This window comes from Mycolicibacterium chlorophenolicum, from assembly GCF_001044235.1.
GTDB lineage: Bacteria > Actinomycetota > Actinomycetes > Mycobacteriales > Mycobacteriaceae > Mycobacterium > Mycobacterium chlorophenolicum.
Genome location: NZ_JYNL01000010.1, coordinates 12,658 through 36,899 on the forward strand (window position 1 = coordinate 12,658; position 24,242 = coordinate 36,899).

Genomic DNA, 24,242 nt, shown 5'->3' on the forward strand with positions numbered 1-24,242 from the left:
GTGAAGTTCCTCGATGACCCGCCGTACGACCTGACCTACAACGACGTCTTCATCGTGCCGGGCCGCTCGCAGGTGACCTCCCGCTTCGACGTGGACCTGTCCACGGTCGACGGGTCGGGCACGACGATCCCGGTGGTGGTGGCCAACATGACCGCGGTCGCCGGCCGCCGGATGGCCGAGACCGTCGCCCGCCGCGGGGGCATCGTGGTGCTGCCGCAGGACCTTCCGGCGGCCGCGGTGCAGCACACCGTGGACTTCGTCAAGAGCCGGGACACCGTCGTCGACACCCCGGTGACCCTGTCGCCGGACGACTCGGTGTCCGATGCGTGCGCGCTGATCAACAAGCGCGCCCACGGCGCGGCCGTCGTGGTGGACGGCAACCGCCCGATCGGCCTGGTCACCGAGTCGGTGTGCAGCGGCGTGGACCGCTTCACCCGGGTCCGCGACGTCGCCGTCCGGGACTTCGTCACCGCGCCGGTGGGCACCGACCCGCGCAAGGTGTTCGACCTGCTCGAGCACGCGCCGGTGGCGGTCGCCGTGCTCACCGACGCCGACGGCGGGCTGGCCGGCGTGCTCACCCGCACCGGCGCCATCCGTGCCGGCATCTACACCCCCGCACTCGACGACCGCGGACGGCTGCGCATCGCCGCCGCGGTCGGCATCAACGGCGACGTCGCCGCCAAGGCCCGCGACCTCGTCGAAGCGGGGGCGGACCTGCTGGTCATCGACACCGCCCACGGCCACCAGGCCAAGATGCTCGACGCGATCGCCGCCGTCGCCGCGCTGGACCTCGGGGTGCCGTTGGCTGCGGGCAACGTGGTCTCGGCCGAGGGCACCCGCGACCTGATCACCGCCGGCGCCTCGATCGTCAAGGTCGGCGTCGGCCCCGGCGCCATGTGCACCACCCGGATGATGACCGGCGTGGGCCGCCCGCAGTTCTCCGCTGTCGTCGAATGTGCCGCAGCGGCAAGGGAACTCGGCGGGCATGTGTGGGCAGACGGCGGGGTGCGTCACCCTCGTGACGTGGCGCTCGCGCTGGCGGCCGGAGCGTCGAACGTGATGATCGGCTCCTGGTTCGCGGGCACCTACGAGTCCCCCGGCGACCTGCTGCACGACCGCGACAACCAGCCGTACAAGGAGAGCTACGGCATGGCCTCCAAGCGCGCCGTCGCCGCCCGGACCGCCGCCGACAGCGCGTTCGACCGGGCCCGCAAGGCACTGTTCGAGGAAGGCATCTCGACGTCGCGGATGAACCTCGACCCGGTGCGTGGCGGCGTCGAGGACCTGCTCGACCACATCACCTCCGGGGTGCGCAGCACCTGCACCTACGTCGGCGCGGCGACGCTGCCCGAACTGCACGAGAAGGTGGTGCTCGGCGTGCAGTCAGCGGCCGGGTTCGCCGAGGGGCATCCGCTGCCCGCCGGCTGGTGAGGCATAGGCCAGCACGTCGCCGGCCACCTGCACGCTGACCGCGCTGTCGGCGGCCAGATCGAGCCGCCCCGGGTGGCGCATGCGGATCGCGGTGCCGTCGGAGAGCACCAGCTCCACCGCGGTGTCCGCGCCGTAGAACCGGCACGCGGTGACGCGGGCCGGCACCCCGTCGGCCCCGATGCGCAGCTGCTCCGGGCGCAGCACCACCACCACGGCGCCGTCGGCCACTGCCACCCGCGGGCGCAGCCGGCCCAGCGCGGTCTGCACCACGCCCGCCGCGGCCGCGCCGGTCAGCTCCACGGTGGCGCCGACGAACCGGGCCGCCGCCAGGCTGGCCGGCCGCTCGTACAGGTCGGCGGGGCTGCCGTGCTGGGCCACCGTCCCGTCGATGAGCAGGGCCACCGCGTCGGCGAGCGACAGCGCTTCGGCCTGATCGTGGGTGACCAGCACCGCCGTGGTGCCGGTGTCGCGCAGGATCGTCGCGATGTCCTCCCGGACCCGGATGCGCAGACCCGCGTCCAGCGCGGCGAACGGTTCGTCGAGCAGCAGCACCCGCGGCCGGGCGGCCAGCGCGCGCGCCAGCGCGACCCGCTGCTGCTGACCACCGGAGATCTCGTGCGGACGCGCGTCGGCCAGCCCCTCCAGGCCCACCACCTCGAGCCACTCCTCGACACGGCCACCGCGCGGCATGCCGAACGCGACGTTGGCACCGACGCTCAGGTGCGGGAACAGCGCCCCCTCCTGCGGCATCAGCCCCACCCGGCGGCGGTGCACGGGCACCGCCACCGGCCCGCCCGCGACGAGTTCTCCGCCGATCCGGACGGTGCCCGCGTCGGGATCGGTGAAGCCGGCCAGGATCCGCAGCAGCGTGGTCTTGCCGCACCCCGACGGGCCGAGCACCGCGGTCATGGAGCCCGCGGGCACCACCAGGTCGGCGCCGGCGAGCACCTGCCGGTCGCCGAACGCCTTGTGGATGCCGTGCGCGGCGACCCCGGCCACCGGCTCAGTCACTGCGCACACTCCACGCGCCGAGCAGCGCGGTGGGAACGGCCGCGAACACCAGCAGCGCCGCCGCGTACGGTGCGGCGGCCGCGTAGTCGCTGACCGAGCTGTATCCCCAGAGCCGGGTGGCCAGCGTGTCCGTCCCCGTCGGGTGCAGCAGCAGCGTCACCGGAAGCTCCTTCATGCATGTCAGCAGCACCATCGCGGCGCCGGCCGCGATGCCGGGCAGTGCGACCCGGGCGGTCACCGCGGTGAACGCCCGCACCGGTGTGCGGCCCAGCGACCGGGCGACCTCCTCGAGCCGGATCGGCGCCGACTCCACCGCGGCCCGCACCGAACCGACCGCCAACGGCACGAACAGCACCGAGTAGGCCAGGATCAGTAGCGGTTCGCGCTGATAGATCGGCCGCAGCAGCAGCACCCCGAGCGACACCATCGAGATCGCGATGACGATCGCCGGCAGGCCGTGCGCGACATAGCTGGCGCCCTCCAGCGCCCGCGTCGCGCGATCGCGGTGACGGGCCGCCAGCACCCCCAGTGGCAGCGCGGCGACGGTCGAGACGAGCGCGGCCGCCGCCGACAACCACAGCGTCGACCCGAGGGCGGCCAGCCACAGACCCGGATCCCAGCGTGGGCCGGCCGTCGCGAGCCAATCCACCAGTGCCGCCCCGGGCACCAGCACCGCGGCCGCGAGCACGGCGACCGGCGCCGCCAGCGCCACCCCGGTCCACCCCCCGAGCCGGTTGCGTGGCGCCGGCCGCGGCGCCCCCGACCCGACCCGCGACGCCGCGGCGCGGCCCCGGACAAGGTGTTCGGCGGCGACCAGCGCCACCGCGAACACCATCAGCACCAGCGACAGCACCGCCGCCCGCGACGGGTTGAACCCCGACCGGTAGGCGCCGTAGATCACCCACGTGAACGCCTCGAAGCGCATCGCCGCCACCGCGCCGAAATCGCTGAGCACGTACAGCGCCACCAGCAGGGCGCCCGCGGCGATCGCGGCGCGCGCCTGCCGCAGCGTCACCCCGAACAGCACCGCCCAGCCGCCCCGGCCCAGCGAGCGGGCCACCTCCTCCTGCGCCGGATCGACCCGGGCCAGCGCCGCCGTGGTGGTCAGCAGCACCAGCGGATAGCTGACCAGCGTCAGCACCAGCACCGCGCCCCAGAAACCCGCCACCGACGGCACCGCCGACACCCACAGGTAGGCCAGCAGGTAACTCGGCATGGCCAGCGGCAGCGTCAGCGCGACGCTCCAGATCCGCCGGCCCGGGATGTCTGTCCGGGTGAGCAGCACCGCCAGCGTCACGCCGAGCACCACGCACGCCGCGGTGACCGTCACCACGAGCAGCAGCGACCGGCCGACCAGAGCCGCGGTGCGCGGCTGCACCACCTCGGCCACCACCGCCGACCAGCCGCGCGACAGCGCCCGGTCGCCGAGGTACACCAGCGGAATCAGCGTCGCCGCGGCCACCAGGGCCGCCGGCAGCACCAGCAGCGCCGGCGGACGATGTGCCGTCCGGACCGAACCGGCCACCCTCAGTTGGTCAGCAGGCCGGTTTCGACGAGCAGCTCCTGCGTCGTCTCGATGTCGTCGAGCTGGGACAGGTCGACGGCGGGCGGACGCAGGTCGCTCAGCGGCGGCATCTCCGCGGCCGGCGCCACGCCGGCGGCCAGCGGGTACTCCGCGGTCTCCTCGGCGAAGTACCGCTGCGCCGACTCGCCCACCAGGTAGGCCGCAAACGCCTGCGCGCCTTCGGGATTCGGTGCCGCCTTCAGCACGCCGACACCGGCGACGTTCACCAGGCCGCCGGGGTCGCCGGCCGCCATGAACTTGTTCTGCGCCGTCACCGCGTCGGCGCCCTTGGCGTTGATCAGTTCGTAGAGGTAGTAGTGGTTGACCAGGCCCAGCGGGATTTGGCCGGCGTCCACCGCGTCACGGACCGCGACGTTGTTCTCGAACGCCTTGGGGTCCTGGGCCTTGAAGGCGCGCAGCCACTGCGCGGCGCCGTCCTCGCCGCGCACCACCCGCAGCCCCGTGACGAACGCCTGCCACGACGCGTTGCTCGGTGCGAAGCCGATCTTGCCCTTCCACTGCGGGGCGAGCAGACCGTCGATGGTGTCCGGCGGTGCGGGGGCCAGCGTCGGGTTGTAGACGACCACCCTGGCCCGGCCCGACACCCCCACCCAGGTGCCGTCGGTGGCGGCGTACGCGGCGGGAACCGCGCGCAGCGTCTCGGCGTCGACCGGCGCCAGCAACCCCGCCTTCGACACCGCGCCGAGGGCCCCGGCGTCCTGGGACAGGAACACGTCGGCCGGGGACTTGTCGCCCTCGGTGATCAGCTGCGCGGCGATCTCGCCCGAACCGGCGTAGCGGGTCTCGACCTCGATTCCGGTGTCGACGGTGAACTGCTTGAGCAGCGGCGCGACCAGTTCCTCGCTGCGGCCCGAGTACACGACGACCTTGTCGGCGTCGTCGGTGCGCGTCTCCGAACCGCACGCCGACAGCGCCACCAGGGCGGCGACGGCTCCGAACGCGCCGGCCCAGCGGGAGACCGAGAACCGCCCGAGGGAGGTCTTCGGGAAGGGCGCAGACATCGACTTCAGGGGCATGAGGGTGCAGTCCGCCTTTCGTTGATCGTGATCTGCAACCTACCATCGCGTGAGGTTAGGCTTACTAAACGCTCGCCGCGGCGGGAGGTGCCCCGCACTTCGGCTAGCATGTGTGGTCACGCTGTCACTCAGCGGATCTGTCACTCAGGCGAAAGGGATCAGGTGCCGCAGGCACTGGATGGAGGCCCATCCGCGCCGGCCACGCTCGCCGAGCGGCCCGACCACGAGCCCGCCGAGGCCGAACCCTCCTCTAGTCCGCCGGGCCTCGAGCCCGGCGCCTCCCCTGCTGCCGTTCCCGGAGCGCTCCGTTGACCGCCGTCACGTCCCTGCTGTCGCTGCTGGCCATCGTCGTGCTGACCGCCGGCACCGCGGTGTTCGTCGCCGCGGAGTTCTCGCTGACCGCGCTGGAACGCAGCACCGTCGAATCCAACGCGCGCTCGGGCAACCGGCGCGATCAGCTGGTACAGCGCGCCCACAAGACGCTGTCCACCCAACTGTCCGGAGCCCAGGTCGGGATCTCGATCACGACGCTGGCCACCGGTTTCCTCGCCGAGCCCGTGGTGGCCCGGCTGATCGAACCGGGGCTCGCCGCCGTCGGTCTGCCCGAGCGGTTCGCCACCCCGCTGGCGCTGATCCTGGCCATCCTGATCGCGACCTCGGTGTCGATGGTGTTCGGCGAGCTGGTGCCCAAGAACCTCGCGGTCGCCCGGCCCGTGCCGACGGCGCGGGCCTCCGCGGGCCCCCAGCTGATGTTCTCGTTCCTGTTCACCCCCCTGATCCGGATGACCAACGGCACCGCGAACTGGATCCTGCGGCGGCTCGGCATCGAGCCGGCCGAGGAACTGCGCTCCGCGCGCTCGCCGCAGGAGCTGGTGTCGCTGGTGCGGACGTCGGCTCAGAGCGGCTCGCTGGACCCCGTGACCGCGGTGCTGGTGGACCGTTCGCTGCAGTTCGGAGACCGGACCGCCGAGGAACTGATGACCCCGCGCTCGAAGATCGACACCCTCGACGCCGACGACACCGTGCTCGAGCTCAGCCAGGCCGCGGTGCGGACCGGGCACTCGCGCTTCCCGGTGATCCGCGGCGACCTCGACGAGACGATCGGCGTCGTGCACGTCAAGCAGGTGTTCGCGGTGCCGCGTGACCAACGGCCCACGATCCGCCTGTGGGAGATCGTCCAGCCCGTCGCGAAAGTCCCGTCCACCCTCGACGGGGACGCGGTGATGTCGGAGGTGCGCGCCAACGGCCTCGCCACCGCGCTCGTCGTCGACGAATACGGCGGCACCGCGGGCATGGTGACCGTCGAGGACCTGATCGAGGAGATCGTCGGCGACGTGCGCGACGAGCACGACGTCGAACCCCCCGACGTCGTGCCGGCAGGCAGCGGCTGGCGGGTCTCCGGTCTGCTGCGCATCGACGAGGTGGCCGAGAACACCGAGTTCCGGGCGCCCGAAGGCGATTACGAGACGATCGGCGGCCTGGTGCTCGAGCAACTCGGCCACATCCCCGACGAGGGCGAGTCGGTGGAGCTGACCGCATTCGACCCCGACGGGCCGATCGAAGACCCCATCCGCTGGCTCGCGACGGTGGTCAAGATGGACGGTCGCCGCATCGACCAACTGACCCTGACCAACCTCGGTCGTGTGAGTGACGACCACGGCGACGACGACGACGATTCCGGTGGGGACCTCTGATGGGTGACATCTTCGGGGTGCTGCTGACCTTCGTGCTCCTCGGCGCCAACGCGTTCTTCGTGGCCTCGGAGTTCGCGCTGATCTCGGCCCGCCGCGACCGCCTGGAGGCGCTCGCCGAGCAGGGCAAGAGCAGCGCCGTCACCGTCATCAGGGCCGGGGAGAACCTGTCGCTGATGCTGGCCGGCGCGCAGCTCGGCATCACGGTCTGTTCGATCCTGCTGGGCCGCGTCGCCGAACCCGCCGTGGCGCACCTGCTGGAAAAACCGTTCGAGCTGTTCGGTATCCCCGACGCGCTGCTGCACACGGTGTCGTTCCTGGTGGCGCTGTCGGCCGTGGTGACGCTGCACGTGCTGCTCGGAGAGATGGTGCCGAAGAACATCGCGATCGCAGGCCCGGAATCCACGGCCATGCTGCTGATCCCGGTGTATCTGGTCTACATCCGGGCCGCCCGACCGTTCATCGCGTTCTACAACTGGTGCGCCAACACCACGCTGCGGACCTTCGGTGTGGAGCCCAAGGACGAACTCGACGTCACGGTGTCGACCGTGGAGCTCTCGGAGATGATCGCCGAGTCCCTGTCGGAGGGGCTGCTCGACCCCGAGGAGCACACCCGGCTGACCCGCGCACTGCAGATCCGCAACCGCGTGGTCGACGACGTCGCGCTGCCGCTGCACCAGATCCGTGCCGTGCCGGCGGCGCGCACCGGTGCCGGGCCGACGATCGGCGCTCTCGAGGAGGCGCTGAAGGAGACCGGCTACTCGCGGTTCCCGGTGGCCGACCCGTCCGGCGCCTACGCCGGGTACCTGCACATCAAGGACGTGCTGCCCCTGCTCGACGGGCCGCACGACGACTCGGTGGTGCTCGAGTCGTCGATGGTGCGTCCGCTGCCGCGAGTGCCGGCCTCGCTGCCGCTGCCCGATGCGCTGACCCGGCTGCGCCGCACCAACAGCCACCTGGCGCTGGTGACGGCCGCCGACGGCAGCGTCACCGCGATGGTCGCGCTGGAAGACCTCGTCGAGGATCTGGTGGGCACCGTCCGCGACGGCACCCATCGTGTCTGAGCGCACCGACCGGCTCGACCCTGCCGAGTGGACCGAGCGTGCCGAGGCGCACCGGCGCCGCGCCGACGCCCTGCTCGCCCCGCACGTCGAGCGCCGCCGCGCGGGCGTGCCCCACCCGGTGTTCGACTTCCTGTTCACCTACTACAGCTGCCGGCCGCGCCAGCTGCGCGTGTGGCATCCGGGCTACGGGGTGGTGCTCGGCGGCGACGCCGCGCAGGAGTACCTGACGCGCGCCGGCTACCACCGCACCGAGGCCGGTGTCACCGTCAGCCGTGACCATCTGCGGACGCGCCTGGGCACTGTGACGTTCATCGCCGACCTGCTGGCGGCCACCGCGGCGCGCCCGGCCCGGTTCGGGTGTTTCGGCATGCACGAATGGGCGATGGTGTACCGCACCGACGCTGTCCGCCACGGCGCGGTGCCCCTGCGCCTCGGGGCGGCGGGCACCGATGCGGTGGTCGAGTCGATTCCGTTGCGCTGCAGCCACTTCGACGCCTACCGGTTCTTCACCGAGCCGGCCGTGACGCGCAACGCCCGGCCGCTGACCCGGCAGACGCAGATCGCCGAGGAACAACCAGGCTGCGTGCATGCCGGGATGGACCTCTACAAATGGGCGTTCAAACTCGGTCCGTTGATCGAATCCTCCCTTCTGCTGGACTGTTTCGAGCTGGCCACCGAGGCCCGCGTCCTCGACATGCGGGCCAGCCCGTACGATCTGCGGGATTTCGGCTTCGCCCCGATCGCCGTCGAAACAGCCGATGGCCGACGGGAATACGCGACGGCGCAGGAGTCCCTCAGCGTCCGCGCGGCGCCGCTGCGGGAGCGGCTGCTCCGCGCCTGCGTCGCATTGCGCGACGCCGGCCGGCGAAGTGGGCCGGGGATCAGCGTGTTTACCGGCGGGTAAACTGCATCGACGGATTTCACGACAGGCAACGCGCGGGCCGAGCGCATGTGCCGGCGAGGGAGGAATCATGACCGAACGTGTGACGGTGGGTAACCTGCGCGTCGCCCCGGTGTTGTACGACTTCATCACCAACGAGGCGCTGTCCGGCACCGGAATCGATCCCGACACCTTCTGGTCCGGCGTCGACAAGGTCGTCGCCGACCTGACTCCCAGGAACCAGGAACTGCTGGCCCGCCGCGACGAACTGCAGGCCCAGATCGACCGGTGGCACCGCGCGCGGGTGATCGGCGGCTTCGAAGGTGAGGAGTACAAGCAGTTCCTCACCGACATCGGCTACCTCGAGCCCGAACCCGGCGACTTCACGATCACCACCGCCGGGGTCGACGACGAGATCACCACGACCGCCGGACCGCAGCTGGTGGTGCCGGTGCTCAATGCGCGCTTCGCGCTCAACGCCGCCAACGCGCGCTGGGGTTCGCTGTACGACGCGCTGTACGGCACCGACGTGATCTCCGAGGAGGGTGGCGCCGAACCGGGCGACTCCTACAACAAGGTGCGCGGCGACAAGGTGATCGCCTACGCCCGCACGTTCCTCGACGGGGCGGCCCCGCTGGCGCAGGGCTCGTGGACGGACATCACCGGCCTGACGGTCGCCGACGGCGCCGTGACCGCGACGCTCGACGACGCTGACTCGGTCGCGCTGGAGGACCCCGCCCAATTCGCCGGCTACCTCGGCGAGCCCGACGCGCCGACCGCGGTGCTGCTGGTCAACAACGGCCTGCACATCGAGATCCTCATCGACGCCGACTCCCCCATCGGCTCCACGGACCGGGCCGGCATCAAGGATGTGGTGCTGGAGTCGGCGATCACCACGATCATGGACTTCGAGGACTCGGTGGCCGCCGTCGACGCCGACGACAAGGTGCTGGGCTACCGCAACTGGCTCGGGCTCAACCGCGGCGATCTGGCCGAGGAGGTCAGCAAGGGCGGCAAGACCTTCACCCGGGTGCTCAACGCCGACCGCACCTTCACCGCCCCCGACGGCGAGTCCGAGCTCACCCTGCCCGGCCGCAGCCTGCTGTTCGTGCGCAACGTCGGCCACCTGATGACCAACGACGCGATCACCTTCGACAACGGCGCCGAGGTGCCCGAGGGCATCCAGGACGCGCTGTTCACCAGCCTGATCGCGATCCACGGGTTGAAGGCCGACGACGACGGCGCTGACGGGAACGGCCCACTGCTCAACAGCCGCACCGGCTCCATCTACATCGTCAAACCCAAGATGCACGGCCCCGACGAGGTCGCGTTCACCTGCGAGCTGTTCAGCCGCGTCGAAGACGTGCTGGGCCTGCCGCAGAACACCATCAAGGTCGGCATCATGGACGAGGAGCGGCGCACCACGCTGAACCTCAAGGCCTGCATCAAGGCCGCCGCGGACCGGGTCGTGTTCATCAACACCGGCTTCCTGGACCGCACCGGCGACGAGATCCACACCTCGATGGAGGCGGGTCCGATGATCCGCAAGGGCGCGATGAAGTCGACCGCGTGGATCCAGGCCTACGAGAACCAGAACGTCGACATCGGGCTGGAGACCGGCTTCTCCGGCAAGGCGCAGATCGGCAAGGGCATGTGGGCCATGACCGAGCTGATGGCCGACATGGTCGAGCAGAAGATCGGCCAGCCCAAGGCCGGCGCCACCACCGCCTGGGTGCCGTCGCCGACCGCGGCCACGCTGCACGCGATGCACTACCACGCTGTCGACGTGTTCGCGGTGCAGACCGAACTCGAGGGCAAGCGCCGCTCGACCATCGAGGAACTGCTGACCATCCCGCTGGCCAAGGAGCTGGCCTGGGCGTCGGAGGAGATCCGCGAAGAGGTCGACAACAACTGCCAGTCGATCCTCGGCTACGTGGTGCGCTGGATCGACGCCGGCGTGGGGTGCTCGAAGGTGCCCGACATCCACGACGTCGCGCTGATGGAGGACCGGGCCACGCTGCGGATCTCCAGCCAGCTGCTGGCGAACTGGCTGCGCCACGGCGTCATCACCGAGGAGGACGTCAAGGCCAGCCTGCGCCGGATGGCCGCGGTGGTCGACGAGCAGAACGCCGCCGATCCCGACTTCCGGCCCATGGCAACGGATCCCGAGAACAGCATCGCGTTCCAGGCGGCCCAGGAACTCATTCTGGCCGGCGGCGCGCAGCCCAGCGGCTACACCGAGCCGATCCTGCACCGCCGGCGCCGGGAGTTCAAAGCGGCTAGTAACGTTGGCTGACCCCGACACCGAAGGCAGGTATGGGACGACATAGCCTCCCCGACCCCGACGACTCCCGACCCGCGGACGACTCCTCCCACGCGGATGGCGACGCACGCGAGTTCACCGAGGACTCCGCCGGCGACGAGTCGCAGACCGAGCGGTTCGACGCACCCGCGCGGCCCGGCGGGCCGCAGCACAGCGGCGGCTGGGACAACGGGGAATGGACCGGAAGCCACCGCGCCGTCACTCCGGGCCGGCGCGGGATCTCCGTCGGTGTCATCGCCGCCCTGGTCGGCGTCGTCGTCATCGTCGGCGCGGTGATCCTGTGGCGCTTCTTCGGTGACGCGCTGTCGAGCAGGTCCGACACGGCGGCGGCGCGCTGCGTCGAGGGCGAGGTGGCCGTGGCCGTGGTCGCCGACCCGGCGATCGCCGAACCGCTCAACGCGCTCGCGCAGCGGTACAACGACACTGCCGAGCCCGTCGGCGACAAGTGCGTCAAGGTCGGCATCAGATCCGCCGACTCGGAGCAGGTGTTCACCGGCCTGTCCGGTGACTGGCCCGGCGACCTGGGTGAGCGCCCGGCGCTGTGGATCCCGGGCAGCTCGGCCTCCGAGGCCCGGCTGGAGGCCAAGGCCGGTTCCCAGATCGTCAGCGACAGCCGCTCTCTGGTGACCTCGCCCGTGGTGTTGGCGGTCTCCCCTCAGCTCAAAGGCGCCATGGGAGAGCAGAACTGGGGCACGCTGCCGCGGCTGCAGAGCGACCAGGCCGGCCTGGACGGCCTGGGGTTGCAGGGCTGGGGCGGCCTGCGGTTGGCGCTCCCGCTCGGTGAGGACAGCGACGCGTCGTTCCTGGCGGCCGAGGCGGTGGCGGCCGCGTCGGCGCCGTCGGGCGCACCGCCCAGCGCGGGCCTGGGCGCCGTCAGCACGCTGATGGCAGGTTCCCCGCAGCTGGCCGACACGAATGCCGCCACGGCGCTCGACGCGCTCGTCGGCGCGAACGATCCGGCCACCGCTCCCGTGCACGCGGTCGTCACGACCGAGCAGCGACTCTTCCAGCGTGCGGCCTCGCAGCCCGACGCCCGGTCGGCGCTCGCGTCGTGGCTGCCGCCGGGACCCACGGCGATGGCGGACTTCCCCACCGTGCTGCTCTCCGGTGACTGGCTGGCCCAGGAGCAGATCTCCGCGGCCAGTGAGTTCGCCCGCTTCCTGCGCAAACCCGAACAACTCGCCGAGTTGTCCAAGGCCGGCTTCCGCGTCGAGGGCCAGCAGCCGCCCGGCAACGACGTCGTCGATTTCGCGCCTGTCGGTGCGCCGCTGAACCTCGGCGACAACGCACTGCGCGCCACGATCGCCGAAACGCTGACCACGCCCGCGCAGAGTCCGACCGTCACGATCATGCTCGACCAGTCGATGCCGACCGACGAGGGCGGAAAACCCCGGCTGACCAACGTCGTCGACGCCCTGAAGGCCCGTCTGCAGGTGCTGCCGGCCGACTCCGGGGTGGGCCTGTGGACGTTCGACGGGGTCGCCGGACGTTCGGAGGTGAGCTTGGGCGCCCTGTCCGACCAGGTGGACGGCCGGCCGCGCTCGGCCGCGCTGACCAGTGCCCTGGACGGGCAGACCCCGTCGGGCGGCGGTGCGGTGTCGTTCACCACCCTGCGCCTGGTCTACACCGATGCGTCGGCGAAATACCGTGAGGGACAGAAGAATTCGGTTCTGGTGATCACGGCCGGTCCGCACACCGACCAGTCGCTGGGCGCCGACGGGCTGCGTCAGTACATCAGCGGCGCCTTCGACCAGGCCAAACCGGTGGCCGTCAACGTCATCGACTTCGGTGACGACAGCGACCGGGCCACCTGGGAGGCGGTCGCGCAGACCACCGGGGGCAGCTACCAGAACGTCGGCAGCTCGACCGACCCGGAGCTGGCATCGGCGATCGCGACGCTGTTGGGCTGACCCCCCGCCGTCCGCGCCGTATATTGACCTGCGTGACCAGGGGGTTCTGGCGGAAGAACGGCGTCAGAAGGGGTGTGCGCATCCTGCTGACGACCCACTTCGCCCCGGTGTGGCTGGCACTGCGCGCCACTCCGACAGTGGGCCCGATGGTCAACCGGTGGATCATCAACTCGCTGGTCTACACGATGCGGACACGTCCCGGTGCGTTGAGCACGATGCTGCCGTGGACCTCGTGGGAGTCGCTGCACGACCGCACGTACAGCCAGCGCCACCTGCCGCCGAAGCCCGAGTTCCAGGCCGGTCTCCCGGCGCCGGCCGCGGTCGCCGCACTGTTCGCGCGCAACGGTACGACCGGCGACGAATCGGCGCGCTCGACGCTGCTGTTCCCGCTGTTCGCGCAGTGGTTCGTCGACGGCTTCCTGCGCACCGACCCGAACGACGACACCAGGAACACCTCCACCCACGACATCGACCTGAGCCAGCTCTACGGCCAGACCACCGAGGTGACCGCGATGCTGCGGGAGGGCGCCGGCGGCCGGCTGAAGACCGAGGCGAGCCTGGCCGCGGAGTTCCCGCCCTACCTGTGCGACGCCGACGGCGCGGTCAAGCACGAGTTCGCCGATCTGGACATCATCTTCCGGGGCGGCGACCTGAAGGCCGCCGGCGGCGGGCCCGTACCCGATGCGCTGCGGCCGAAGCTGTTCGCGCTCGGCATCCCCCGCGGCAACATCCACTACGGCTTCGTGATGATCAGCACGCTGTTCCTGCGCGAACACAACCGGATCGCCGGACTGATCAGCGCCGCTCATCCGGAATGGAGCGACGACCGGGTCTTCGACACCACCCGCAACACGCTCACTGTGGTGCTGCTCAAGATCGTCATCGAGGACTATATCAACCACATCACCCCGATCCGGTTCCCGCTGTCCGTCGAACCCGGTATCGGCGCGAACGAGAAGTGGTATCGGCAGAACTGGATGTCGGTCGAGTTCAACCTGCTGTACCGGTGGCACTCGCTGGTGCCGACCGAGGTGACGATCGGCGGGCGCCGCCGCACGTTCGCCGACCTGTGGTGGGACACCCGGCCGGTCACCGAGCACGGGCTGTCGGCCCTGTTCGACGAAGCCTCGCGGCAACCCTGCAGCACGATCCGGCTCGGCAACACCGACGCCTCGATGCTGGCCATCGAGGAGAAGTCGATCCGCATCGGCCGGCACGCCGAGCTCGCGTCCTACAACGACTACCGGCGGGCGTGCGGGTTCCCCGCGCTGCGCTCGATCGGCGACCTCAGTTCGCGCAGCGACGTGCGGGCCGCCCTCGAGCGCTGCTACGGCGCCGACGGCATCGACCGCGTCGAGTTGTTCGTCGGACTGTTCGCCGAGGACGTCCGGCGCGGCAGCACACTGCCGCCGGTGATGAGTGCGATGGTGGCGGTCGACGCCTTCTCCCAGGCACTGACCAACCCGCTGCTCGACCCGGGTGTGTACGGTGAGGCGACGTTCTCGGCGGAGGGCATGGCCGTGCTGGACGCCACGAGCACCCTGGCGGACCTCGTCCGGCGCAACATCGGTGGGGAGGCACCGTCCCCGCGGGTCAGCCTCGGTCGCCGGCGCTGGCGGTGACCTCCCTGAGCAACCGCCCAGCACGACTTCGGCACGGTCCGCACAACGAAGTGACCGACGTCGCTTCGCTGCTGATATTGCCCGATGACGAGCAACAATGGTATGACGGCGTTACCTGATCGACGCCCGGGTCTGCGATGATCGGGGAACCGTCCGGCAAAGAGGGGGATGGAGCTGAGGATGCCGACTCGACGGCTTCGCCGTTCGCTGCGCGCCGCCCCGCCGGTTCAGGGAGGCACCTGGCGGGACCGCAAGCGGTACGTGTGGCTGCTCGGCGTCGTCATCCCGATCCTGGTGCCGACGTCCTGGGCGGCCGTCGCGCTGACCGGTTCCGGGCTGTTCTGGTGGTCGGGACCGATGCTGATGTTCTTCGTCATCCCGGCCCTGGACTTTCTCGTCGGCCCGGACGCGGAGAACCCGCCCGACAGTGTGCTGGCGCACCTCGAGCAGGACCGCTACTACCGGTGGGCGACCTACCTGTACTTGCCCGCGCAGTACCTGTCACTCGTCCTGGGCTGCTGGCTGTGGACCGGCGGCGGCGGGGTCACGATGACGCTGCCCGACAAGGTCGGCCTGATGCTCACCGTCGGCGGCATCGGGGGCATCGCGATCAACACCGCCCACGAGCTGGGGCATCAGCGCGCCCGCTCGGAACGGTGGCTGAGCAAGATCGCGCTCGCGCAGACCGGCTACGGGCACTTCTTCGTCGAACACAACCGCGGCCATCACGCCCGGGTGGCGACGGTCGAGGACCCGGCCAGCTCCCGGCTGGGTGAGAACGTCTACTTCTTCTACGTCCGGTCCATCCTGGGCAGCCTGCGCTCGGCGTGGTCGATCGAGGCCCGACGCCTGCGGCGCCACCGCGGTTCGGTGTTCAGCCTGCACAACGACGTCCTCAACGCATGGCTGATGACCGCCGCGCTGTTCGCGGCGTTGATCGCCGGCTTCGGCGTCGACGTGGTGCCGTGGCTGATCGGGCAGGCGCTGATCGGGGTGTTCCTGCTGGAGACGATCAACTACCTCGAGCACTACGGGCTGCGCCGCCAGCGCCGCGCCGACGGGTGCTACGAGCAGGTGCGTCCGTCGCACAGCTGGAACAGCAACTCGGTGATCTCCAACGTGTTCCTCTTCCACCTGCAACGCCATTCCGACCACCACGCCAACCCACAGCGCCGCTACCAGGCGCTGTGCCACGCCGAGGAGGCTCCGCAGCTGCCGGCCGGGTACGCGGCGATGGTGGTGCTGGCGCTGTGCCCGCCACTGTGGCGGCGGGTGATGGATCGGCGGGTGGCCGAGCACTACCGCGGGGATGTGCGGCTGGCCGCGCTCAAGCCGCGCGACGCCGAGCGGCTACTGCAGCGGGGCTGACGCCGCCTCCCGGGTGCGCTTGAGGGCCACCGCGGCCGTCCGCATCGACAGCGTCGGCGACAGCCGCTCGAGATACCACAACGCTTTCCACCAGCGCGGGACCACGATGATCGCCTGGTTGCGCAGCACGCCGCGCAGCGCCTGCTCGGCGAACTGCCCCGGCTCGATCGGCCGCAGGGCCTCACCGAGCTTGAGCAGGTTCTCCCGGCTGACGTTTCTGTTGCGGCCGTATTCGCCGCCGGAGAGGATCGGGGTGCGCACCACCCCGGGGCACAGCACCGACACCTGCACCCCGTGGCTGGCGGCCTCCACCCGCAGCGTCTTCGACAGCGCGACGACGGCGTGCTTGGTGGCCGAGTAACCGGCCTGCGCGGACGTGGTGATCAGCCCGGCCATCGAGGCGGTGTTGACGATGTGCCCGCTGCCCTGGCCGATCATCACCGGATAGGCGGCCCGAACGCCGTGGATCACGCCGCGCAGGTTGACGTCGATGATGTCGGTCCAGTCCTCGAGCGTCAGCGAGTCGACCTCGCCGCCGATGCCGATGCCGGCGTTGTTGAACAGATAGTCGAGCCGGCCGCTGGTCTGTACCGCCTCGGCGACGGCAGCCTCGAACGCCGCGGGGTCACGGACATCGAGCGCGACCGCGTGGGCGCGCGCTCCGGCACTCCGAAGTCGTTGTGCCAGTTGGTCGGCGACGTCGAACTGACGGTCGGCGATCCACACCTGTGCGCCCGCGGCGGTCAGCGATTCGGACAGGGCCGCCCCGATGCCCGACGCGCCGCCGGTGATGAACGCGACCTTCTGCGACAGCGCCGCAGTGCCTTTGGTTGTCACCTTCGGAACAATAGCGGCCGACCGACCGCGGTCAGCTCGCGCCGCTGCCGTCCGAGCTGCTGCTCGCCGAGGAGGCGGCAGACGTCGTGGACCTGGTGGACGTGGTGGTGTCGGCCTTCGTGGACGTGGCGGACTCGGTGGTGTCCGACTTCTTCGTGCCATGCAGCGGGGCGCGGTGCTTCCCGACGGCCGGTGTCGCCTCGTCCGTGGCGCCGGTGTCGGTATCGGCCTTGGTCTCGGTGTCGGGCTTGGTCTCGGTGTCGGGCTTGGTCTCGGTGTCGGGCTTGGTCTCGGTGTCGGGCTCGGCTTCGGTGTCGGTCTTGACGTCGGTGTCGGTGCCGGTCTCGGAGTCCGTCGCGTCGTCCGCGTCGGTGTCCCCCGCCTCCGTGTCGTCGGCAGCCTCCGGCGCGGTGGCAGCGGGGAGGGTGGCGTGGTCGCGCGGGGCGGCGGTGTCGTCGTCCTTGGCGGTGTCCGCGGCATCGTCCGTGTCCGTGTCCGTGTCCTCGGCCACGGCGGCGCGCACCAGTGAGCGCGGGGCTGCGTTCTGCTCGCCCTGGGTCGGCTTGCCCTCCAGCCAGGTGCGGTTGTAGGCGCTGTCGATGATCTCGCGGAGCCTGGGCTCGATGCCTTCGACCAGTGAGCCCAGCCCGGCATCGTAGAAGCCCTGCAGCAGCGGCAGGTGTTCGGTGGGGACGTAAACGTAGGTCGTCTTGCCCTCTTTCCAGACGACGTTGTCGGGATCGTCGAGATCCACCTCGTCGTAGCGCAGATGCACGTACGAGAACGCGGCGATCCCGTTGGCCAGGGCGAGGAGATTGAAGGGGTTGGACGGGAAGTCGGCGATCGGGTCGTATTCGCGGGCGATGTCGACGACGTCGTACTGGGTGTCGGTGGGGGTCATCAACAGATCACCCCAAAACCAGCCGTTGACGCCGCCGTACTTGCGGCCGCCGTTCCCGATCAGAACCACCGACAGCTTGTCGGGATCCGGAGCGTCCGCGTCGTCCGCGTGATCGCGCAGCCACACCGAGGCGACACGCGCTCCACCACTGAAGCCGTACACGATCTTCGGGCCTGTGCCGACGTAGTGGATCGCCCAGTCCAGCCGGTTGACGTTCTCGGTCATCCCGATCTCGATCGGGCCGTACGGCTGAATCCAGCCGTAGGCGACCTCCCGGCAGACCTTCGGAGCATCGCAGAGTGCGCCGCCGAGGTTCTCGTCCATCTCCCACGGGGTCGGGCCGTGGTGCAGGACGGTCGCCGGACCACTGGGAATCAGCGAGGAGGCGGAGCTGGCGGCGGCCGCGGCGGCGGGCAACGTGCCGGCGCCGAATGTCAGAGGCAACGCCGCTGCGAAAGGGATTGCCGCCGCAGTCATCACGGCCTTGGTCGCTCGCTTCACGCAGACTTCCCTTCTCGAGGTGACGTCCGCCCTGGACGCCGGTGACCTGGCAACCGACTCGCGCGTACCGACCGCGACACGCAGAAGTATGCGGTGTGACGTCGGACTTCGCTGGCCAACCCGTTGGTCGGGCCGACGTGCGAGGTTGCCGGGCTCGGCAGGCGAGCCCTCCAGCGGTACGCGGGCCGGGAGCCGGCAGGAGTGCCGACGCCTCGACCGACGCGGACATTACCATATGCAAAGACTTCTCGGGCATCTACTTAGCAAACTCGAAGTGAGCGGAAATCCCCACTGCCCCCGACTATTGACCGTGGGTGGCTATCGCGCCCGGCGCATTGGCGGGGGGATCCGCGCCCCCGGGCCGCGAGAGCGTGGCCGCCCGGCGCGCGCCTGCGTCGACGAAAACAGTTGTCGCGCAGCAGGTTCGCTGTGGTGCCGACCCAGGTCCGGGTTCCGGCTGAATCTCCCCCACCGCCGCGAGCAAGGCCGCCGTGTGTTGCTGAGTGGCAAACGGGTTTGCGGAGGACCCTCCGCCAACTTACTCGAAAGTCAGATCACGCATACCGCCCGCGAAGGAGCCCGCGGAGGGAACGCATCGGCATCACCGATTGTTCAGGCGTGCGTTCCTTGCCGGTAATCGTGTGCTGCAGGCGATGGTACAGACCAAAAATTTTTTTTAGCCGGGTACATGTCAGCAACATCTCAGATGCATCCCTGTCCGATCACGTCAAGGACGAATCACAAAAATGTAATTTTCGCCGCTTTCGCCTGAAGATCTCACTTTGATCTTGTTTTATGGCTCTTTGACAGCAGTAATCTTTACCAAAGACCGGACCACGACCATTTACCGGGAATCTTCGAATCCATTTCTCTACTAATGTAGAGCAGCGATAAAGAATGGATAACAGCAATGTAGATACAGTTTGCTTAGATCGCATTCAGCGGAAATGTTCTGTTTTTGCTGTGCAGGCTTTGACGTAAGCGCAATATGCTCTTGTCGCGCCGAGTACGGCGGATCAGCAATCGCTTCAAATCGGGGAGATGTCATGAAAACAAAGATCCGCAAAGCCGGGATTGCCTGTGGCACCGCTTTTGCCTCGATCGCCCTAGCGCTGTCCACCGCCACCGGTGCCGGCGCCAGCAGCACGGCCGTGATGATCGGCGGGATCAAGATCCCGACCATGACCGACATGATGATGGCACCGTTGCTCGAAGGCGCGTTCAAGAACCAGACCCGGACATCGGTGACGTGGCCCGCTCAGGCCGGCCCCTACTCCGGCAAGGGCGACATGACGCTCGGCGCCTCGATCGCCGTCGGCATCCCCAACCTCGAGGCCGCCATCAACACCGCGCTGGGCAACCTCTCCCGGGACGCGCAGGGCAATCCGATCAACGGCGAGAAGGTCACCGTGGTCGGCCTGTCGGCCGGCTCGCTGGTGGTCAACGAGGTGCTGCGGGACTGGGTGAAGACAGGTGAGATGCCCGATCCCGAGGACGTCACGTTCATCGTGGTAGAGGACTCCAGCCGGCAGAAGCTGATCAACGACGTCAAGTACAGCTCGAAGTTCGACTACACCTACCAGCCGCCACCGATCACCCCCTACGACATCATCGTCATCACCGGCGAGTACGACGGCATGGCGGACATGCCCGACCGTCCGTTCAACTTCCTCGCGATCATGAACGCGATGGCCGGCTCGATCGTCGTGCACGTACCCGTGATGTACACCACCAGCATGGCCGAACTCGCGGCGCTGGAGGGCACCAAGTACTACACGGAGGACACCAACATCAAGGGCGGCGTCACCAAGCACTACCTGGTGCCGACCACGACCCTGCCGCTGGTGCAGCTGATGCCGTGGCTCAAGCCAAAGGAGGCCGAGCTCAAGGCCAAGATCGACAAGGGCTACAGCCGCAACGATCCGGTGACGGCGACCGCCACGGCCACCAAGACCGCGGCTCTCGTCCCCGCCGACAATGTGGCGACCGAGGCCGCCGCCACACCGGCGAGCAACGCGGGCGGCGAGGAGGCGTCGTCCGGTCAGGCGCAGCCGGCACCCAAGGTCGACGCACTGTCCCGGCGCGACGCACGCGCCGAGGCCCGGGCGGAGGCCAAGGCCCAGCGCGCCGAGGCCAAGGCCGCACGCGCCGAGGCCAGGGCGGCGGCGAAGGCGGATGCGGCCGCCAAGCGCGAGGCCAGGAAGGCCGCGCGCGAAGAAGCGAAGTCCGGCGGCGACACCGCGCCGTCCGATGGATCTGGGTCGTCTGACTCCTCCGGCTCCTCGGAGTAGCCCTCCCCGGAACTCGAGGCTGCCTGAAGTCTTCAGACACCCGCCCGGAGCCCCGGCCTCGCGCCGGGGCTCCGTGGTGTCTGCGACGGCGCGCGCCGGGGCGGCAGGCGTCCTAAAATGCACTCGCCGATGACCCATTTGCTGTGAGGTAGCGTTGATGCCCATGGATGAGCCGCAGTACGACGCGATCGTCGTGGGCGCCGGTTTCGGCGGGATGGGTGCTTCGATCCAGCTCAAGAAGATGGGTTACGACAACATCGTGATCCTCGACCGTGAGGACGACCTGGGCGGCACGTGGTACGTCAACCACTACCCCGGGCTCGCCGTCGACATCCCGTCGCCGACGTACTCCTACTGGTTCGAACCCAACCCGCGCTGGTCCCGGCTCTACGCCCCGGGTTCGGAACTCAAGCAGTACGCCGACCACGTCGCCGACAAGTACGACGTGCGCAGGCACATGCGGTTCAACGCGCCGGTCGACGGTGCCCGCTGGGACGAAGAAGGCCGGTACTGGCAGGTCGCGCTCTCGAGTGGGGAGACTCTGACCGGGCGGTTCCTGATCACCGCGACCGGGTACCTGTCGCAGCCGCGCAACCCCGACATCCCGGGGATCGACGACTTCACCGGCCGGATCATCCACAGCATGGACTGGGATGACAGCTACTCCCCCGCTGGTGAGCGGGTCGGTCTCATCGGTACCGGCGCGACCGCGGTGCAACTCATCCCGGAGCTGTCCAAGACGGCTGCCGACCTGACCGTCTACCAGCGCACCCCGATCCACGTGGTACCGAAGCTGGACTTCGCCATCCCGCCCGTCCTGCGCCGGCTGTTCGCGCGCATTCCTTTGCTGCAGCGCGCATTCCGGTTCACCACCGACATCAACCTCGAAGTGATGATGATCCTGTCGGTGATCAACTACAAGTACTTCCGCCAGCTCAACGTCGGTGCGTCGTACCTGTCGGCGTTCCTGCGGTTCCTGTCGATCCGCGACAAGACGTTGCGGGCCGAGCTCACACCGGACTACGACTTCGGATGCAAACGCCCGACGTACTCGAACACCTACTACGCCACCTTGGCCAAACCCCATGTGCACCTGCAGACCGCGGGCATCGAGCGCATCGTCGGCGACGGCATCGTCGCGTGCGACGGGACGAAGACCGCGATCGACACGCTGGTGCTGTGCACCGGATTCGACATCTGGGAGGCCAACATCCCGGCGATCGAGGTGATCGGCCGCGACGCGCGCAACCTCGGGAAGTGGTGGCGCGACAACGGGTTCCAGGCATACCAGGGGGTCACCGTGCCCGCGTTCCCGAACTTCATCAGCCTCGCCGGCCCGTACGCCTCCAGCGGTCTGTCGTACTTCAACACCATGGAGTACCAGATGCGCCACATGGACCGGCTGTTCGGGGAGCTGCACCGTCTCGGCGCGACCACCTTCGAGGTCACCGACGAGGCCAACACCTCGTTCCGCGAACGGATGGCGGCCAAACTCGGCAAGACGGTGTTCCGCCAAGGCGACTGCGCGCGCTCCCGGTCCTACTACTTCAGCCCCACCGGTGAGACCCTGGTCCGGCCGGCGTCGACCAACGAAACCAATCGGGAGAACGACAACTTCCCGCTCAGCGACTACTCGTTCGCCTGAAAGCGCAGCTCAACAACGGTTTTCGGCGGGCCGCCGCAACGGTGTGTCAGCATGGAAGCATGGTCTTGCGGCGTGTTCTCGGCTTTCTCGGTGCGGCGACGTCACTGCCGGCGGCACTGGTGTTCGGCGTTGCCGCCGCGCCGCCGGCGGCCGCCGATCCCTGCCCCGACATCGAGGTGATCTTCGCCCGGGGCACCGGTGCCGAGCCGGGCCTCGGATTCGTCGGCGATGCCTTCGTCGACTCGCTGCGCTCCAAGGTGGGCGGCCGCTCGGTCGCGGCCTACGCGGTCAACTATCCGGCGGGCTGGAACTTCGACTCCTCCGCCCCTGCGGGCGCGGCGGACGCGGCCGGCCGCGTGCAGTGGATGGCCGACAACTGCCCGAACACCAAGCTGGTGCTCGGGGGGATGAGCCAGGGTGCCGGGGTGATCGACCTGATCACCGTCGACCCGCGCCCGCTGGGACGGTTCACCCCCACCCCGCTGCCGCCGCAGCTCGCCGACCACGTGGCGGCGGTCGCGGTCTTCGGCAATCCGCTGCGTGACGTCGCCGGCGGTGGGCCCCTCCCGGCGCTGAGCGGCACGTTCGGCCCCAAGACCATCGACATGTGCGCGCTCGACGACGTGTTCTGCACGAAGGGTCTGAGCCTGGGGGCGCACTTCTCCTACGTGGAGAACGGCATGGTCGATCAGGCGGCGAACTTCGTCGCCGGCCGGCTCTGACTGCGCACCTCAAGGAGCAAACCCGGATACCGTCGGCGGCCGGAATCCGCGCTGTCGCTACGCGCAACGTGCTGATGGCAAAATTGACAGTTATTACGAATCCGGAATCGCACAGCTAAAGCAGGATTGCCGCTCTTACGCGGGGGTACATTGGGCTCCACGCAGCAAACGGGTGCGGCGGTGCTGGGCAAGGGTGGTTCATGAGCGGGACAGCTAAGCGACTGACCAATCCGAGGCGCCGGCTCGCGCTGCTGGCCGCCGCAGCGACGGCCGTGCCGCTGGTCGCGGGCATGCCGGCCCTGGCGACGGCGCCGGAAGCCGCCGCGGCGCTGAAGCCGATTGTCACGCTCGCGCTGTATCCGGGCCGCAACACCGACGACCACGGCGGGATCATGTGCACGGGCGCGCGCACCTGCCAGCCCGTCAGCTACCCGTATCTGGAACGCAGCGTAGGCGCCGAGGATCTGCAGAGCGCGCTGACCCTCGACACGTCCGGCGGGCAGGTGGTGGTGTTCGGCTACAGCCAGGGCGCCCGCGTCGTCTCGCAGTGGCTCGAGGAGTACGGCGACGCCCCGGGCGCCCGCACGCCGGCTCAGCTCAGTGTCGTGCTGATCGGCAACCCCGACCGCAAGTTCGGCGGTGCGCACGTGCACCTGGGTCAGGTCACGCCCGAGACGCAATACGACATCATCGACGTCAGCCGCGAGTACGACATGGCCTCCGACTGGCCAGACCGCCCGTTGAACCTGCTGGCCCTGGCCAACGCGTACGCCGGCATGCGCTACATCCACATCGACTACGAGAACGTCGACATCTACGACCCGGGTAATTACGTGTGGAAAGAAGGCAACACCACCTACGTCTTCGTGCCGACGGAGAACATTCCGCTGCTCGAGCCGTTGCGCAGGCTCGGCCTCGACGCGCTGGCCGACAAGCTCAACGATCCGCTGAAAGCCAAGATCGACAAGGCCTACGACCGCTCCTATCTGCCAGCCACGCCGGGTTGGCCGCCGGAGTTGCTGCCGAAAACCGATCCGCCGCAACAGGATCCGACGCCCACCGAGCCGACCACCCTGACCGCCGCGCGCACGGTGCGGACGTCGTCCAAGGCGGCGGACGACGACACGGCGACCAGTCGGCCCGTCGCCGAAGTCGATGACGCCGCCACTGAGGACACCGCGGCGGACCCGCGCACCGACGCGGATCCCGCCGACGACACGACCGCGGACTCGGTGGACTCCGTGGACTCCGCGGCCGACGACACCGATGACAGCGACGCGACCGCGCCGGCGCCCGCCGCGAGCGGAGCCGACGACTCCGGTAAGGGCCGGGCCGCGAGCGACAAGCCCGCCCGCACACGCCCGTTCGGCGGCCGACTCCTCGGCCGCCACGCGCACCAGACGGCGAACGCGGACAGCCCCTCCGCCGCGTCGTAACCGCGCGG

Annotated in this window: 18 protein-coding genes; 12 read left to right on the forward strand and 6 right to left on the reverse strand. The window is 69.6% G+C overall.

Translation table 11 applies throughout. From position 1 onward, the window contains the following. Positions 1–1,431, forward strand: coding sequence for a GuaB1 family IMP dehydrogenase-related protein (locus MCHLDSM_RS05630; RefSeq protein WP_048469264.1), 1,431 nt, complete (start codon positions 1–3; stop codon positions 1,429–1,431). Here the strand turns inward: MCHLDSM_RS05630 and MCHLDSM_RS05635 are convergent. From MCHLDSM_RS05635 to MCHLDSM_RS05645, 3 genes are read right to left on the reverse strand one after another with little or no spacing between them, the layout of a single operon-like run. Then, complete coding sequence (locus tag MCHLDSM_RS05635) at positions 1,384–2,442, reverse strand: ABC transporter ATP-binding protein (protein ID WP_048469265.1); 1,059 nt, start codon at positions 2,440–2,442, stop codon at positions 1,384–1,386. The genes MCHLDSM_RS05630 and MCHLDSM_RS05635 overlap by 48 nt on opposite strands. Next, complete coding sequence (locus MCHLDSM_RS05640) at positions 2,435–3,967, reverse strand: ABC transporter permease (RefSeq protein WP_048469266.1); 1,533 nt, start codon at positions 3,965–3,967, stop codon at positions 2,435–2,437. Before MCHLDSM_RS05640 ends, MCHLDSM_RS05635 begins: the two co-directional genes overlap by 8 nt. A 2-nt stretch (positions 3,968–3,969) precedes the next feature. Further along, complete coding sequence (locus tag MCHLDSM_RS05645) at positions 3,970–5,028, reverse strand: iron ABC transporter substrate-binding protein (protein WP_048469372.1); 1,059 nt, start codon at positions 5,026–5,028, stop codon at positions 3,970–3,972. 323 nt (positions 5,029–5,351) lie between these two features. On the opposite strand from MCHLDSM_RS05645, the gene MCHLDSM_RS05650 reads away from it, so the two are divergent. From MCHLDSM_RS05650 to MCHLDSM_RS05680, 7 genes are all read left to right on the forward strand, one after another. After that, the gene (locus tag MCHLDSM_RS05650; protein WP_048469267.1) at positions 5,352–6,737 is read left to right on the forward strand and encodes a hemolysin family protein; all 1,386 of its coding nucleotides are present in this window, start codon (positions 5,352–5,354) and stop codon (positions 6,735–6,737) included. Further along, positions 6,737–7,798: a hemolysin family protein gene (locus tag MCHLDSM_RS05655; protein ID WP_048469268.1), complete on the forward strand. Its 1,062-nt coding sequence runs from the start codon at positions 6,737–6,739 to the stop codon at positions 7,796–7,798. Before MCHLDSM_RS05650 ends, MCHLDSM_RS05655 begins: the two co-directional genes overlap by 1 nt. Continuing rightward, positions 7,791–8,702, forward strand: coding sequence for a hypothetical protein (locus tag MCHLDSM_RS05660; RefSeq protein WP_048469269.1), 912 nt, complete (start codon positions 7,791–7,793; stop codon positions 8,700–8,702). Before MCHLDSM_RS05655 ends, MCHLDSM_RS05660 begins: the two co-directional genes overlap by 8 nt. Before the next feature lie 67 nt (positions 8,703–8,769). Further along, complete coding sequence (locus tag MCHLDSM_RS05665; protein WP_048469270.1) at positions 8,770–10,974, forward strand: malate synthase G; 2,205 nt, start codon at positions 8,770–8,772, stop codon at positions 10,972–10,974. Positions 10,975–10,994: 20 nt separating this feature from the next. Continuing rightward, positions 10,995–12,911 (forward strand): substrate-binding domain-containing protein, encoded by a 1,917-nt coding sequence (locus tag MCHLDSM_RS05670; RefSeq protein WP_048469271.1) that lies wholly within the window; start codon positions 10,995–10,997, stop codon positions 12,909–12,911. Positions 12,912–12,943: 32 nt separating this feature from the next. After that, a complete protein-coding gene (locus MCHLDSM_RS05675; RefSeq protein ID WP_048469272.1) occupies positions 12,944–14,533 on the forward strand; it encodes a peroxidase family protein in 1,590 nt (529 codons plus the stop codon). A gap of 180 nt (positions 14,534–14,713) precedes the next feature. After that, on the forward strand, positions 14,714–15,901 hold the full coding sequence (locus MCHLDSM_RS05680; RefSeq protein ID WP_048469373.1) for an alkane 1-monooxygenase: 1,188 nt from the start codon (positions 14,714–14,716) through the stop codon (positions 15,899–15,901). Here the strand turns inward: MCHLDSM_RS05680 and MCHLDSM_RS05685 are convergent. The 3 genes from MCHLDSM_RS05685 to MCHLDSM_RS39060 all read right to left on the reverse strand — a co-directional run bounded on the left by MCHLDSM_RS05685 (position 15,884) and on the right by MCHLDSM_RS39060 (position 19,332). Further along, on the reverse strand, positions 15,884–16,738 hold the full coding sequence (locus MCHLDSM_RS05685) for an SDR family NAD(P)-dependent oxidoreductase (protein ID WP_048469273.1): 855 nt from the start codon (positions 16,736–16,738) through the stop codon (positions 15,884–15,886). The genes MCHLDSM_RS05680 and MCHLDSM_RS05685 overlap by 18 nt on opposite strands. 31 nt (positions 16,739–16,769) lie before the next feature. After that, positions 16,770–18,140, reverse strand: coding sequence for a PE-PPE domain-containing protein (locus tag MCHLDSM_RS05690; RefSeq protein WP_048469274.1), 1,371 nt, complete (start codon positions 18,138–18,140; stop codon positions 16,770–16,772). Between the two features lie 874 nt (positions 18,141–19,014). Then, positions 19,015–19,332 (reverse strand): hypothetical protein, encoded by a 318-nt coding sequence (locus MCHLDSM_RS39060; RefSeq protein WP_234713891.1) that lies wholly within the window; start codon positions 19,330–19,332, stop codon positions 19,015–19,017. Between MCHLDSM_RS39060 and MCHLDSM_RS05695 the strand changes: the two genes are divergently transcribed. The 4 genes from MCHLDSM_RS05695 to MCHLDSM_RS05710 all read left to right on the forward strand — a co-directional run bounded on the left by MCHLDSM_RS05695 (position 19,322) and on the right by MCHLDSM_RS05710 (position 24,234). Then, complete coding sequence (locus MCHLDSM_RS05695; protein WP_234713892.1) at positions 19,322–20,431, forward strand: PE-PPE domain-containing protein; 1,110 nt, start codon at positions 19,322–19,324, stop codon at positions 20,429–20,431. The two genes, MCHLDSM_RS39060 and MCHLDSM_RS05695, sit on opposite strands and share 11 nt — an antisense overlap. 163 nt (positions 20,432–20,594) lie before the next feature. Further along, a complete protein-coding gene (locus MCHLDSM_RS05700) occupies positions 20,595–22,076 on the forward strand; it encodes a flavin-containing monooxygenase (protein WP_048469276.1) in 1,482 nt (493 codons plus the stop codon). Positions 22,077–22,135: 59 nt separating this feature from the next. Next, entirely contained in the window at positions 22,136–22,798 is a 663-nt protein-coding gene (locus MCHLDSM_RS05705) for a cutinase family protein (RefSeq protein ID WP_048469277.1), read from the forward strand. Positions 22,799–22,998: 200 nt separating this feature from the next. Then, positions 22,999–24,234, forward strand: a complete 1,236-nt coding sequence (locus tag MCHLDSM_RS05710) for a PE-PPE domain-containing protein (protein WP_060937647.1) — start codon at positions 22,999–23,001, stop codon at positions 24,232–24,234. The last annotated feature ends 8 nt before the right edge of the window (positions 24,235–24,242 follow it).